We start from the raw sequence: 14469 nt of genomic DNA on the forward strand, positions 1-14469 counted from the left end.
GCCCCGGCGGTAGCCGGGAGCGGGGGCAACATCAGTCCGTGGAGCGAATGGCGCGTCTCAGTCGCCCATGACCACGCCTTCACGGCGGGGGTCGGCACCCCCATAGAAGCCGTCTTCGGTGACCTTCAGCGCCTGCAGACCGCTGGTCAACTCGCGGGTCTCGACCTCGTGGCCAAGCCCCCGCAGATCGCGCAGCGTGGCCTCGGGGAAGCGGCCCTGCTCCAGATAGACGGTGCCACCGGTGGTGATCGCATGGGGCAGATCGAGCGCCTGCTGGGCGTCCACACCACGCGTAAGCATGGCATCCAGTGTCTGGGCGGTGTAGTGGATGATCGCCGCGCCTCCGGGAGACCCGAGACTCGCTACCAGCTCGCCGCTCTCACGCTCGAACACCAGCGTCGGACTCATGCTCGAACGCGGCCGCTTGCCGGGCTGCACCCGGTTGGCGATCGGTGTGCCCTGCTCATCTGTCGGGGTGAAGGAAAAGTCGGTCAACTCATTGTTGAGCAGATAGCCGCCATCAAGCTCGCCGCCACCATTGGCCATGATGCGCGAACCAAACGCCTGCTCGATGCTCGAGGTCATGGCGACCGCCTGACCCCGGGGGTCGACGATGCTAATATGGCTGGTGCCGTGCTCGGGCTGCTGGGGCTGAGAGGCGTAGGCGGTCTCCAGCGAACCGGGGTTGCCGGGGCGCGCCTCGCCGCTTCCCATGCTCTGCTGCTTGATCAGCTCGGCGCGCTTGGCCAGATAGTCCGGTGCCAGCAGCGTGTTCCAGTCACCGCCGGGGGGTTCGACGAAATCGCTGTCACCGATATAGCGGCCGCGATCGGCAAAGGCCAGACGCGAGGCCTCGAGAAACGGATGCAGCCAATCCACCGTGGGCACACCCTCGTGGATGGCGGTCTCGATCTCCGGCAACGCCTCCATCATGCCGAGTATCTGCATCACGGTCAGGTGTCCCGATGAGGGTGGCGGGAAACCGCAGACCTCCCAGTCACGCCAGGGGGTGCACAGCGGCTCACGCTCGAGTGCTGCGTAACCCGCCATGTCCTCGAGACTCAGGGTACCGGGCAGCTCCGGGTGATTCCGCACCCGGGACACCAGATCCTCGGCAAACTCGCCGGTGTGCAACGCAGAGCTGCCCTCCTCGGCCACCTTCGTCAGAATCGCCGCCAGGGCGGGATTGCGCAGGGTCGCTCCCACCTCAAGCGGCTCGCCCTGGTCATCGAAGAAGTAGGCCCCGGCGATCTCGTCCTCGGCAAGGCTTGGCGTCGACACCAGGCTCTGATGCAGACGCGGGCTGATCTCGAAACCCTCCGTGGCCAGAGTGATGGCCGGCGCAAACAGTGACTTCCACGGCAGCTCGCCGTATTCGTCGTGCGCCAGCTCCAGCATCCTCAAGGTACCGGGCACCCCCACCGAACGCCCGCTCTCGACCGCGGTCATGAAGTCGATCGGATCGCCGTCGGCATTCAGAAACAGGGACTCGTCGGCGCCCAACGGGGCCTTTTCACGGCCATCGAAGGCGTGGACATCTTCCCCGTCGAACAGCATCAGAAAGGAACCACCGCCGATGCCGCTGGACTGGGGTTCCACCAGCGTCAGCACCATCTGCACCGCGATGGCGGCATCGATGGCCGAGCCTCCGGCCTTGATCACCTGATAGCCGGCGTCGGTGGCCAGAGGGTTCGCGGCCGCCACCGCAAAGGACGAGGTCGACCAGCCGGGCTTCTCCTGATAGCCGGAACTCGATTCCGGCGAGATGTCCGGACGAGCGTATTCAAACCCCTCCTGGGCAAGTGCCGGTGTCGTCAGCAGGCCGGCCAGCAGCAGATTGCCGCAAACGATGGAAGACGCCAGACGCGCCAACCGTGGCGAAGTACGCGATGTCATCACCGCTCCTTTTGTGATGAGTAATACGGGAGAGTCTTTATTGCTTGATTCAGCATAGGCCCTGAGCGTCGAGACGGCACGCAGGCTCGCTGTCATGTGCGTGTTTCACCGGCATCCTTTACCGCCGACGAGCAGCGCTGACTCATTGCCGGCGCTCGTAGCGATCGACACGCCAGCGGCAGAACCGCGAGACCAGTGCCAGCGCCAGCAGCGCCACGGCGGTCACACCGAGCACCGACACCAACTGGTGATAACCCTCAGGGGTGCTTTCGGCCCTGGCCGCCATGCCCTTCTCGGCCAGGCGTACCACACCGTATATCAACGCCACCAGCAGGCCCAGCGGCAGCGCCGAGCCAAAGCGTGACAGGCCCCGAGTCAATGCCCAGGGAGGCGTAGGCTCCTTGTTCTTGACCGCCTTTGCCGGAGCAGCCTTGCCCCGTGAGGCCCTGGGTTCCTGCCTGGGTTCTGACTTGACCTGGGCCTTGTTCGCGGCCTTGGTCGAGGCATCGCTGCGACTGCGGCCCCTGGGTCCTGGCTTCGCCTTTGGTGTTGCCGTGCCCGATGACTGACGCCCCCCAGGCAGCAGCCGCCCGAGAGTCCAGCGCCCCAGCGACCAGCAGGCCCAACCCAGGCACACCCCGATGGACAGCAGCACGCTGCCCATGACCAACAGATACGCCATCACAAGATCCTGAAAAGAAAAGCTTCCCATGGTGCCAAGTTAGCGGGCACTTGGGGAGCCCCTCGAGGCGATTGAGCGAGTTTCGCACACCCGCACAACGCAACGACGCCGCGGAAGGTCCGCGGCGTCGACAGGCGGGCGATCGCGTCGCCGTCTCACAGCATGGTGATGCTCAGCCGATGGTCTCGCCGGCCAGCATGAACCAGGTTTCCAGCACCGCGTCCGGGTTCAGTGACACCGAGTCAATGCCCTGTTCCATCAGCCACTTGGCCAGTTCCGGATGGTCAGACGGCCCCTGGCCGCAGATCCCGACGTACTTGCCCTTGGCCTTGCAGGCCTGGATCGCCATGGCCAGCAGCTTCTTGACCGCCGGGTTCCGCTCATCGAACAGGTGCGCAACGATACCGGAGTCGCGATCGAGACCGAGGGTCAACTGGGTCAGATCGTTGGAGCCAATGGAGAAGCCGTCGAAGTACTCGAGGAACTCATCGGCCAGCAGGGCGTTGGCCGGCAGCTCGCACATCATGATGACCTTGAGCCCGTTGTCGCCGCGCTTGAGGCCATTGGCCGCCAGCAGGTCGACCACTTCACTGGCTTCTTCGGTGGTACGCACGAAGGGAATCATCAGCTCGACGTTGTCGAGGCCCATCTCGTCGCGCACCCGCTTCATCGCGCGACACTCAAGCTCGAAGCACGGCCGGAAGTTCTCGGAGATGTAGCGCGAGGCGCCGCGGAAACCGAGCATCGGGTTCTCTTCACCGGGCTCGTAGAGCTTGCCGCCGATCAGGTTCTCGTACTCGTTGGACTTGAAGTCCGACATTCGCACGATGACCCGCTCCGGATAGAACGCCGCCGCCAGGGTCGAGATACCCTCCACCAGCTTGTCGACGTAGAAGCTGACCGGATCGTCGTAGCCGGCGATACGCAGATCGATGGTCTGCTGCAGTTCGCTGGGCAGGGTGTCGTATTCCAGCAGCGCCTTGGGGTGAACGCCGATCATGCGGTTGATGATGAACTCCAGACGCGCCAGGCCGACACCGGCGTTGGGCAGGGTGGAGAAGCTGAAGGCGCGATCCGGGTTGCCCACGTTCATCATGATCTTGAACGGGATGTCCGGCATGGCATCGACGCTGGTGACGTTGCGGTCGAACTCCAGCAGACCATCGTAGACGTGGCCGGCATCGCCCTCGGCGCAGGACACGGTGACTTCACGGCCATCGCACAGCACGTCGGTGGCGTCACCACAGCCCACCACCGCCGGGATACCCAGTTCGCGGGCGATGATCGCCGCGTGACAGGTGCGCCCGCCACGGTTGGTGACGATGGCAGAAGCGCGCTTCATGATCGGTTCCCAGTCCGGGTCGGTCATGTCGGTGACCAGCACGTCCCCGGCGTTGACCTTGTCCATCTCGTCCGGGCTCAGGATGACCTTGACCGCACCACGACCGATGCGCTGACCGATGGCGCGACCGGTGACCAGGGTGCGCCCCTTCTCCTTGAGCTGGAAGCGCTCCAGCGAGCCGCCCTCCTGCTGGGACACCACGGTCTCGGGACGCGCCTGAACGATGTAGAGCTGTTGATCGTCACCGTCCAGTGCCCACTCGATGTCCATGGGACGGCCGTAGTGCTCTTCGATGGTCATCGCCTGACGCGCCAGCGCCATCACCTGTTCGTCGTTGATGCTGAAACGGCCACGATCGGACAGCGGCACATCCACGGTCTCCACCGACTTGCCGGCGCTGGCATCACCGGTGTAGACCATCTTGATCAGCTTGGAGCCGAGGTTACGCCGCAGCACCGCCGGGCGGCCTGCCGCCAGGGTGGTCTTGTGGACGTAGAACTCATCAGGGTTCACCGCGCCCTGCACCACGGTCTCGCCAAGACCCCATGACGAGGTCACGAATACCGCATCACGGAAGCCGGACTCGGTGTCCAGGGTAAACATCACGCCGCTGGCCCCGGTCTCGGAGCGCACCATCTTCTGCACGCCGGCGGACAGCGCCACGTTCTCGTGGGCATAGCCACGGTGCACCCGGTAGGAAATCGCGCGGTCGTTGAACAAGGACGCGAACACCTCGTGCACCGCCCGCTTGATGTTGTCGTAGCCTTCGATATTGAGGAAGGTTTCCTGCTGTCCGGCGAAGGACGCGTCGGGAAGATCCTCGGCGGTAGCGGAGCTGCGCACCGCCACCTTGAGGTTGGGATGCTTGCCGAGCATCAGCTCGTAGGCTTCACGCAGGGCGGCCTCGAAGGCCGGCGGCAGCGGGGTATCGATGACCCACTGGCGAATCTTGCTGCCGGCCTCGGCAAGGGCATTGACGTCATCGACGTCGAGACGCGCAAGCTCCTGGTTGATTCGATCGTTGAGCCCCTCGTGGGAGAGGAACTCGCGATAGGCCTCGGCGGTGGTGGCGAAACCGCCAGGCACCGTGACGCCGGCGCCGGACAGGTTGGAAATCATCTCGCCCAGGGAAGCATTCTTGCCCCCGACTCGCTCGACGTCGTTCATGCCCAGCTGATCAAACCACAGAATGTACTTGTCCACGTGACCCCCTTGGATGTCGACGACCTCGTCCGTGACGCGCCGTCATGACTGGATGCTGGCGACTCTATCAGCGCCTCGCCATATTCGCCATTGGTCTAAGAGCGAAGTCACTGGAGGATTTTTACAACACCCGGGGGAAATCGACGATTCCTGTAGTCAGCGCCCTGACGCCGCTATCGAGGTCTCCGCCAGGGCGCGCAAATCATGACGTCGGATGCTGGCGTCAAAGTATCTGAAAGGCGCGCGAATGCTTGGCTCGGCCCCGCCGCCAGGACTTTTTTCAGAGGCTGATCGAAAGCCAGCCTATCTTGTAGTCGGGCACGCCTGTGCCGCCTTAGGTTTACTTTGGAACAGCGACAACTTGTCTCACCGCAGCGGTAAACGGACAATGCCATCACTGTCTTCAAGGGAATCGTCATGACCCGAACCGCCTTCTTCATTTCCGACGGCACCGGCATCACCGCCGAGAGCCTGGGCCGCAGCCTGCTGGCCCAGTTCGAGAACGTCGACATCCGCAAGCTGACCAAGCCCTACATCGACACCATCGAGAAGGCGCGCTCGCTGGTCAGCATCATCGAGGCCACCGCCGTGCGCGACGGCGTGCAGCCGATCATCATCGACACCATCGTCGACGAGAAGATCCGCGCGGTGATTCGCCAGGCACCGGGCTTCAAGGTCGACATATTCTCCACCTTCCTCGAGCCGCTGGAGCGCGAGCTGGACACCCACTCCTCCTACAGCGTCGGGCGTACCCACGCCATCTCCAGCGACGATGTCTATATGGACCGCATCCACTCGGTACACTTCGCCCTCGACAACGACGACGGCGCCCGTACCCACCAGTACGACCAGGCGGATGTCATCCTGGTCGGGGTGTCACGCTGCGGCAAGACGCCGACCTCACTGTACCTGGCGCTGCAGTTCGGGGTGCGCGCGGCCAACTACCCGCTGACCGAAGACGACCAGGACGACAGCGGCACCCTGAAGTTGCCGCCGGTACTGGCCAAGCAGCGCCACAAGCTGTTCGGCCTGACCATCGACCCGCGCCGGCTTGCCGCCATCCGCCACGAACGTCGCCCCAACAGCCGTTACAGCAGCATGGACCAGTGCATGCAGGAGGTCGCCCAGGCCGAATCCATGTTCCGCCAGCTGCATATCCCCTTTATCGATGCCACCCGCTTCTCGGTGGAAGAAATCTCCACCCGCATGATCGCCGAGACCGGCATCAACCGCCGCTTCTCACCGCGCTGACACCCGCCTGCGTCCGCCGGTCCATGGCGGGAAGGTGCCTCCTTTCCGCCATCTCCCGGTCGAGTCGCTGCCCTGCTCGGCTGCATCACAGCGCAGTGTCCGTGGGCTTGGGCATAGGGCTGAGTCACCAGGCTCCGGACCGTTCCAGCGCACCCAGCGACTTGCAATGATAGTCAATCTCGTTACTATTTCTTTCCGTAGTGGACTCCCCGGCGCAGCCATCCCTTACCTGTCGTCGCCGCGCAAGAATAACCGTCCTGAGAAAAGGTAACGCCCCATGATCTCCCGTCTCGTCCGCCGTCCCCTGGCGCTTGCCATTGCCGCCAGTGCCCTTGTCGTGTCTAGCCACGTCGCTGCCGAAGACGTTACCGCCGAGGCGGTGGTCAGCCACTACACCGATCTCGCCCACACCACCTACAGCGACGCGCTGAAGACGGCCAAGGCACTGGACGAGGCCATCGACAGCCTGCTGGCCGCGCCGACCCCCGAGACCCTGGCCGCCGCCAAGAAGGCCTGGCGTGAGGCGCGGGTACCCTACCAGCAGAGTGAAGTCTTCCGCTTCGGCAACGCCATCGTCGACGACTGGGAAGGCCAGCTCAACGCCTGGCCGCTGGACGAAGGCATGATCGACTACGTCGCTCAGGACGGCTACCAGCACGAGCTGGGCAACGCCGGCGCTACCGCCAACATCATTGCCTCCGAGCGCATCAACGTCGGCGGCGAAGAGATCGACGTCAGTACCCTGAGCCCGGAGCTGCTGGCCGAGCTCAACGAGATCGGCGGCTCCGAGGCCAACGTGGCCACCGGCTACCACGCCATCGAGTTTCTGCTGTGGGGCCAGGATCAGCACGGCTACGAGGCCGGCGCCGGCGAGCGCCCCGCCAGCGACTTCGCCCAGGGCGAAGACTGTAGCAACGGCCACTGCGACCGCCGCCGGGCCTATCTGAAGGCAGCCAGTCAGCTGTTGATCAACGATCTGGAATGGATGGTCGCCCAGTGGGCGCCGGTAGACGGCGACAACTACCGCAGCGAACTGACCGCGCAACCGGCTGAAGAAGGCCTGCGCCGCATCCTCTTCGGCATGGGCTCACTGTCACTGGGGGAGCTCGCCGGTGAGCGCATGAAGGTCGCGCTGGAGGCCAACTCCTACGAGGACGAGCACGACTGCTTCAGCGACAACACTCACAACTCGCACTACTACAACGGTCAGGGCATCCAGAACGTCTACACCGGCAGCTACCAGCGCATCGACGGCACCACCCTGGAAGGTCCGGGCGTGGAAGCCCTGCTGGCCCAGCGCGACAGCGAGCTGGCCCAGACCCTGGAGCAGCAGATCGAGGCCTCCATGGACGCGCTCGGCACCCTCAAGGAGACCGCCGAGCGCAGCGACTCGCCGATGACCTTCGACATGATGATCGCACCGAGCAATGATCAAGGCGCCGCCATCGTCAACGATGCCATCCTGGCGCTGGTCACCCAGACCGGCTCCATCGAGCAGGCCGCAGGCGAACTGGGTGTCACCTCGCTGCAGCCCGACGACGCCGGTCATACTTTCTGACCCCGTCACTGGACCCCGCTTGATCCAGATCAGGTGATAACGCCTTGGCGGATGATGCAATGAGAGTCATTCGCCCCAAGAAGCCGCACGGCCCGCGTGCGGCTCACCTGTTTCAAGGAAACGCCTGATGCGTCAATTTCCGTCGCTCCCCCCTGCTCTGTCAGCGTTGCTTACGGCCCTCGTCATCAGCGCGCCGGTCAGCGCAAACGACGCGCCGCCCATCCAGAACGACCCACGCTCGGGTGGCGAAGGCTCGGTCAGCCAGTTCGACCACAACGCCTACTCGCTGCCCCTTGGCAACATGAGCATGACCAAGCGCCTGGACTTCAGCGTCGGCAACAGTTTTTTCCGCAACCCCTGGGTGGTGGCACCGGCCAGCACCGATGCCCGTGACGGCCTCGGACCGCTGATCAACACCAATAGCTGCCAGGGCTGCCATATCAAGGACGGCCGCGGTCACCCTCCGGCCCCTGGCGAGGCGCCGGTGTCACTGTTCCTGCGCCTGTCGCTGCCCGCCGAAAGCGACGAGGATCATGACATCGTAAGGCGCACCGGCGCCGTTCCGGTGCCCCACTACGGGCGCCAGCTTCAGACTGCGGCGATTCCCGGCGCCACGCCGGAAGCCGACATGGTACGCACCCTCGAGGATCGCGAGATCAGCTTCGACGACGGACACCACGTGGTGCTCGCGGCGCCCGTCTATTCCATCGAGAACCCCGCTTACGGGGAGCTGCCCGAGAATCTGCTGACCTCCCCCCGGGTCGCCCCGCCGATGATCGGCCTGGGCCTGCTCGAGGTGGTCGACGAGGCGCAGATCCTGGCCTGGGCGGATGAGCAGGACGCCGACGGCGATGGCATCTCGGGCCGGCCAAACCGAGTGTGGGACGTGCGCCAGCAGACCACCGTGCTGGGACGGTTCGGCTGGAAGGCCGGTGAGCCCACGGTGGAGCAGCAGAGCCTGCACGCCTTTGCCGGCGACATGGGCCTGACCTCGCGCCTGGCCGCGAGCACCGACTGTATGCCGGGCCAGGGCTGCGAGAACTTCCCCGATGGCGGCGATCCCGAAGTCAGTGACGAGGTCGCCGACTTCATCACCTTCTACGCCTCGAGCCTGGCCGTACCCGAGCGGCGCGACATGGATTCGCCAGACGTCCAGGCCGGCGCCCGTCACTTCAACACCCTGGGTTGCGCCAGCTGTCATCGCCCGTCGCTGACCACGCCGGAAGACACCGAGCGCGCCGAATTGGCCGGACAGACCCTGTGGGCCTACACCGACATGCTGCTGCACGACATGGGCGAAGGCCTCGCCGACGGTCGCCCCGAGTACCAGGCCGACGGCAATGAGTGGCGCACCCCGCCACTGTGGGGGCTAGGCCTGGCCCAGAGCGTCAATCCCCAGGCTGGCTTCCTGCACGACGGACGGGCTCGCACCCTGGAAGAGGCGATCCTGTGGCACGCCGGTGAAGCCGAAGCTTCACGAGATGCCTACAAGGCGCTCGAGGCCCACGAGAGCCAACGACTACTGGACTTCCTGAACTCCCTATGACGACTTTTCCACGACACTCGGGTAGCGCCCTGGCAGCCGCCCTGCTGCTGGCGACCGCCGGCTTGACGCTAGGTGGGCCCGGGACGGCCCTGGCCCAGGGGTCCTCTGACGCCAGCGCTGACACCGCGCACGATGCAGGGAACGAAAGTCCCCCGCGCAGCGTCTGGCATCACGATATCGGGCTTGGCTATCGGCAACTGGCGAGCCGGACTCAGGCACTGGCCGAACGCCTGAAGGCCAGCTGCGGCGAGGCCGGGATCGACCGCCCGGCGCTGCGCAGTGAGTGGCTTGCGGCCTACCAGGCCTGGCAAGCGGTGCGCTTTGTCGACTTTGGGCCGATCGAGGTGGACAGCCGTGCCTGGCAGCTCCAGTTCTGGCCCGACGCCAAGAATCTTGTGGGCACCCGCGTTGGTGCCAGGCTACGCCAGGACGCCCCCGTCAGCGCCGACGACATCGCCGAGGCCGGTGTTGCCGAGCAGGGCTTCCCGGCGCTGGAAGTGCTGCTCTACGACGACGTCATGGCCAGCCGCTCGCTGGGCGACCCCCTGCCCTGCGCCCTGGCTGGGGCCATCGGCAGCCACCTGGTCGCCGTCAGCGACGCCGTGGTTGCCGACTGGCAGGCCTTTGCGCCGCACTACCTGGCCACCGACAGCTACAACGAGGCGACCCTGCACGGTGCGATGCAGTCTCTCGAGATTCTGGAGGACAAGCGCCTCGGCGAGCCGCTCGGCTTGATGGGCGCCGCACCCAACGCCTATCGCGCAGAAGCCTGGCGCAGTGGCCAGTCGGTGGCCCTGGCGGCCGCCAGCCTGGCGGGCCTGCAGCAGTACTTCCAGCCGGGCCTTGCGACCTGGCTGGATCAGGCCGGCCATGCCGAGCTGGGCGACGCCTTTGCTCGCCAGCTGGAGGACACGCTCGATCAGGCCGAGGCGATCGACACCGGTATCGTCGACGCGCTGGACGAACATGCCGATGGCGATTCCAGCTCCCCGGCTGCACAACAAGAACTGGCGACCCTCTATCTGGAGGTGGCCCAGCTGCGGGCGCTGCTCGATGATCAGATCGCCCCCGCCCTGGGGGTGGTCAAGGGCTTCAATTCCAGCGACGGAGACTGACCCGGTGGCGTCACTTCCTTCTCTGTCCCGGCGGCGCCTGCTCAAGGCGTCGCTGCTGGGACTGGCCGCCACCGGCCTGCCGGCCAGTCTGTGGGCGCTGGACGATGATGGCCGCCGGCAGTGGTACTTCAGCGCGGTGGACGACAGCGACGGTGGACACCACCTGGCAGGGCTGCGCCGCAACGGCGCTGGTCACTTTCTGCTGCCGAGCCCGGAGCGCTGCCACGGCGGCTGCCTCAGACCGGGCCGGGACGAGGTAGTACTGTTCGCTCGACGGCCAGGCCAATGCTTCCATGTGCTCGACGCCAGGCGCCAGGCATCGACACTCGAGATCAGCGCAGGACAGGGCCGGCACTTCTACGGCCACGGCGTGTTCGACCCGAGCGGGCGCTGGCTCTACGTCACCGCCAATCGCATCGACGACGCCATGGGGCTGGTTCAGGTGCACGACGCCGAGCAAGGCTACCGGCATGTGGGCGACCACCTTTTCGACGGCATCGGCCCCCACGAGGTCGGCCTGATGCCCGATGGCGAGACCCTGGTGGTGGCGCTGGGCGGTATCCACACCCATCCCGACAGCGGGCGGGCCAAGCTCAACCTCTCGGACATGGACCCCGCCCTGCTGCTGCTCGATCGCCATAGCGGCGAAATCCTCGAACGCCATCGGCCATCCCACCACCAGCTGAGCTGTCGCCATCTGGACATCGCTCCCGACGGCACCGTCGTCGCCGGCTACCAGTTCCAGGGTCCCGAGTGGGAGACCGACCACCCACTGATCGCCAGGCGCGCGCCGGACGGCAGCTTCAGCGAGCAGGTGCTGCCTTCGCCCCTGCAAGGGCGTCTGGCCCAGTACACCGCCAGCGTGGCGGCCAGCCAGGTGCGCCCGAGTGCGGCGATTTCCGCCCCACGAGGCAACAAGGTGCTGGTGCTGGGCAGGAACAGCGGCGAGCTGCTGGCACAGTTCGATATCGAGGACGCGGCAGGCGTTCGCTGCGACGGCGCCGGAGGCTATCTGGTCACCACCGGCGGTGGCGAGGTCCACCGCATCGACGATGGCGGCCGCCATTACCAACTGGCCGCCTTGCCGCTGCGCTGGGACAACCACCTGACCTGATCACCACCCGCGGGTTATCGGCCATCGGGCCGTCGACCAAGACATCGCTCCTGGCATCAATCCTGTCATCGCCCCTGGCATCGACGACCGCGCCAACAACACGGCCAGGCCCCTTCGGGCCTGGCCGTTGTGCACTCAAGTACTGCTGGGGGGCTTAGCGGATGATGCCTTCCCTGCGCAGCCGCTCGATGTCCGCTGAAGACAGCCCCATCTCGGTCAGCACCCTGTCGCTGTGCTCTCCAAGGCGTGGTGGCGCGGAATCGGCGGTGGCACTGGCCCCATCGAAGCGCAGCGGGTTGGCGACCTGGGGCACGCCGTCGATTTCCCGGGCCATGCCACGGTGACGCACCTGAGGATCGGCGAACACTTCCGGCAAGGTATGGATGGGCCCCGCCGGAATCCCCCGGGCCTCGCATTCGGCGAGCCAGTGATCGCGCTCGCCGCCGCTCAGAATGCCCTGGATCAAGGCCACCAGATCCTGGCGATGGGCGACCCGTCCTTCGTTGGTGGCGTAGTCGCCCTCGGCCCATTCGGGGTGCCCGAGCAACTCAGCCAGGCGGGCGAACTGGGCGTCGTTGCCCACGGTGAGCACCAGATGACCATCGCGGCAGGCGAACGCCTGGTAGGGCACGATATTCGGATGAGCATTGCCGAAGCGCTGCGGTGCCACACCGCTGACCAGGGTGTTGAGCGCCTGGTTGGCCAGGGTCGCCACCTGAACGTCGAGCAGCGCCAGGTCCACGTGGCTGCCCTCACCGGTCTCGCGCCGGCGATGCAATGCCGCCAGCACCCCGACGGTGGCGTAAAGCCCGGTCATCACGTCGGTGATCGCCACTCCGGTCTTCATCGGCATGCCGTCGGCGTCGCCGGTCAGACTCATCAAGCCGCCCATGGCCTGAATCATGAAGTCGTAGCCTGCCCGGTGGGCGTAGGGGCCGGTCTGGCCAAAGCCGGTGATGGAACACACCACCAGCGCCGGATTGATCTCTCGCAGCGAGGCAGCGTCGAGGCCATAGCGAGCGAGCCCGCCGACCTTGAAATTCTCGAGCACGATGTCGGCGCCCTTGGCCAACGCCTTGATCAGGCGCTGGCCATCCGCGCTTGCGATGTCCACCGCCAGCGACTGCTTGGCACGATTGGCACAGAGGTAATAGGCGGCCTGGCGTTCGACCGCATCACCGTCGATCGGCTCGCCCTGATGCCAGGGCGGCCCCCAGCCGCGGGTGTCATCGCCACGACCGGGGTGCTCGATCTTGATCACCCGAGCGCCGAGGTCGCCGAGCAGCTGGCCGCACCAGGGGCCGGCCAGCACCCGCGACATGTCCAGCACCGTAACCCCCTCGAGCGGCCTGGCGGCGCTGGCAGCTTGCGCGCTCTTGCCTGGACCGCTACCGCCTGCCGTATTGCCGGCGCCGGCCTCCGCTGAGCTGTCTGCCTGGTGCATGGCGGTGTCACTCACCCGGTGAAGGCCTGCAGGCCGGTCTGGGCACGCCCGAGGATCAGGGCATGCACATCATGGGTGCCTTCGTAGGTGTTGACCGCCTCGAGGTTCATGACGTGACGGATGACGTGGTACTCGTCGCTGATGCCGTTGCCGCCGTGCATGTCCCGGGCGACCCGGGCGATATCCAGCGCCTTGCCACAGTTGTTGCGCTTGATCAGCGAAATCGCCTCGGGCACCAGTTGGCCGTCGTCGATCATCCGCCCCACCCGCAGCGACGCCTGCAGGCCCAGGGCGATCTCGGTCTGCATGTCGGCGAGCTTCTTCTGGATCAGCTGATTGGCGGCCAGCGGACGGCCGAACTGCTTGCGCTCTATGGTGTAGTCACGTGCGGCGTGCCAGCAGGCCTCGGCGGCGCCCATGGCACCCCAGCTGATGCCATAGCGGGCGCGGTTGAGACAGGAGAAAGGCCCCTTCAGGCCCTGCACGCCAGGCAGACGCTGGTCGTCGGAGACCTCGACGTCCTGGATCGCGATCTGGCCGGTGATGGAGGCGCGCAGGCTGAACTTGCCCTCGATCTTGGGCGCACTGAGGCCAGGCATGTCCTTCTCGAGCACGAAGCCGCGGACCACCCCCTCCTCGTCCCGCGCCCAGACCACGAAGACGTCGGCGATCGGCGAGTTGGTGATCCAGGTCTTGGTGCCGTTCAGGCGCCAGCCGGAGTCGGTGCGATAGGCCCGGGTCGACATGCTGCCGGGATCGGAGCCGTGGTCCGGCTCGGTCAGACCGAAGCAGCCCACCCACTCACCGCTGGCAAGCTTCGGCAGGTAGCGATCGCGCTGGGCGTCGCTGCCGAAGGCGTGAATCGGGTACATGACCAGGCTCGACTGCACGCTCATGGCGCTGCGATAGCCGGAATCGACCCGCTCGACCTCACGGGCGATCAGACCGTAGCTGACGTAGTTCATGCCAGCACAGCCGTAGCCATCGATGGTGGCGCCGAGCAGTCCAAGCTCCCCCATCTCGTTCATGATCTCGCGATCGAAGCGCTCGTGACGGTTGGCCTCGAGCACCCGGGGAAGCAGCTTTTCCTGGCAGTAGTCGTGGGCGGTCTGCTGGACCATACGCTCTTCCTCGTCGAGTTGATCGACGAGGCGGAAGGGATCTTCCCAGGTAACGGGGGTGATGCTGGTCATGGCGGGGGCTCCAGAATTTCTACATTTTCACCAAATGTAGACCTAATGGTCGATCTTGCCAACCCCCACCTTGGTCGAGCGATGACGAATCACGGACCTCGACGTCGAACGACGAGGCCCGAACG

At 65.7% G+C, this 14469-nt stretch carries 10 protein-coding genes; 5 read left to right on the plus strand and 5 right to left on the minus strand.

Translation table 11 applies throughout. The features are described from left to right. Positions 1–57: 57 nt before the first annotated feature. From ggt to ppsA, 3 genes are all read right to left on the minus strand, one after another. A complete protein-coding gene (ggt, locus tag KUV74_RS20320) occupies positions 58–1896 on the minus strand; it encodes a gamma-glutamyltransferase (RefSeq protein ID WP_222517227.1) in 1839 nt (612 codons plus the stop codon). Positions 1897–2038: 142 nt separating this feature from the next. Further along, positions 2039–2578 carry a hypothetical protein gene (locus tag KUV74_RS20325; RefSeq protein ID WP_222517228.1) on the minus strand — a complete coding sequence of 180 codons (540 nt, stop codon included), beginning with the start codon at positions 2576–2578 and terminating at the stop codon, positions 2039–2041. 172 nt (positions 2579–2750) lie between these two features. Then, positions 2751–5123: a phosphoenolpyruvate synthase gene (gene ppsA, locus KUV74_RS20330; protein WP_222517229.1), complete on the minus strand. Its 2373-nt coding sequence runs from the start codon at positions 5121–5123 to the stop codon at positions 2751–2753. A gap of 417 nt (positions 5124–5540) precedes the next feature. On the opposite strand from ppsA, the gene KUV74_RS20335 reads away from it, so the two are divergent. The 5 genes from KUV74_RS20335 to KUV74_RS20355 all read left to right on the plus strand — a co-directional run bounded on the left by KUV74_RS20335 (position 5541) and on the right by KUV74_RS20355 (position 11707). Further along, positions 5541–6374 carry a pyruvate, water dikinase regulatory protein gene (locus KUV74_RS20335; RefSeq protein WP_045994921.1) on the plus strand — a complete coding sequence of 278 codons (834 nt, stop codon included), beginning with the start codon at positions 5541–5543 and terminating at the stop codon, positions 6372–6374. A 277-nt stretch (positions 6375–6651) separates the two neighbouring features. Beyond that, entirely contained in the window at positions 6652–7932 is a 1281-nt protein-coding gene (locus tag KUV74_RS20340; RefSeq protein WP_222517230.1) for an imelysin family protein, read from the plus strand. 127 nt (positions 7933–8059) lie between these two features. Continuing rightward, positions 8060–9478: a di-heme oxidoredictase family protein gene (locus KUV74_RS20345; protein WP_222517231.1), complete on the plus strand. Its 1419-nt coding sequence runs from the start codon at positions 8060–8062 to the stop codon at positions 9476–9478. After that, a complete protein-coding gene (locus KUV74_RS20350; RefSeq protein WP_222517232.1) occupies positions 9475–10593 on the plus strand; it encodes an imelysin family protein in 1119 nt (372 codons plus the stop codon). Before KUV74_RS20345 ends, KUV74_RS20350 begins: the two co-directional genes overlap by 4 nt. 4 nt (positions 10594–10597) lie before the next feature. Next, positions 10598–11707 carry a DUF1513 domain-containing protein gene (locus KUV74_RS20355; RefSeq protein ID WP_315900891.1) on the plus strand — a complete coding sequence of 370 codons (1110 nt, stop codon included), beginning with the start codon at positions 10598–10600 and terminating at the stop codon, positions 11705–11707. A 154-nt stretch (positions 11708–11861) separates the two neighbouring features. Here KUV74_RS20355 and KUV74_RS20360 read toward each other — a convergent pair whose 3' ends face one another. Both KUV74_RS20360 and KUV74_RS20365 read right to left on the minus strand, forming a co-directional pair. Further along, a complete protein-coding gene (locus KUV74_RS20360) occupies positions 11862–13166 on the minus strand; it encodes a CaiB/BaiF CoA-transferase family protein (RefSeq protein ID WP_315900892.1) in 1305 nt (434 codons plus the stop codon). After that, positions 13163–14344, minus strand: a complete 1182-nt coding sequence (locus KUV74_RS20365) for an acyl-CoA dehydrogenase (protein WP_222517234.1) — start codon at positions 14342–14344, stop codon at positions 13163–13165. The genes KUV74_RS20360 and KUV74_RS20365 overlap by 4 nt, the downstream gene beginning before the upstream one ends. Between the last annotated feature and the right edge of the window lie 125 nt (positions 14345–14469).

The organism is Halomonas sp. DP1Y21-3, from assembly GCF_019801245.1.
Taxonomy (GTDB): Bacteria; Pseudomonadota; Gammaproteobacteria; order Pseudomonadales; family Halomonadaceae; genus Halomonas; species Halomonas litopenaei.

Bases quoted from the DNA above. Each gene is read 5' to 3' on its own strand.
- KUV74_RS20365 (WP_222517234.1), bottom strand. From the start codon at position 14,344: ATGACCAGCATCACCCCCGTTACCTGGGAAGATCCCTTCCGCCTCGTC.
- ggt (WP_222517227.1), bottom strand. From the start codon at position 1,896: ATGACATCGCGTACTTCGCCACGGTTGGCGCGTCTGGCGTCTTCCATC.
- KUV74_RS20340 (WP_222517230.1), top strand. From the start codon at position 6,652: ATGATCTCCCGTCTCGTCCGCCGTCCCCTGGCGCTTGCCATTGCCGCC.
- KUV74_RS20350 (WP_222517232.1), top strand. From the start codon at position 9,475: ATGACGACTTTTCCACGACACTCGGGTAGCGCCCTGGCAGCCGCCCTG.
- KUV74_RS20335 (WP_045994921.1), top strand. From the start codon at position 5,541: ATGACCCGAACCGCCTTCTTCATTTCCGACGGCACCGGCATCACCGCC.
- KUV74_RS20325 (WP_222517228.1), bottom strand. From the start codon at position 2,578: ATGGCGTATCTGTTGGTCATGGGCAGCGTGCTGCTGTCCATCGGGGTG.
- KUV74_RS20345 (WP_222517231.1), top strand. From the start codon at position 8,060: ATGCGTCAATTTCCGTCGCTCCCCCCTGCTCTGTCAGCGTTGCTTACG.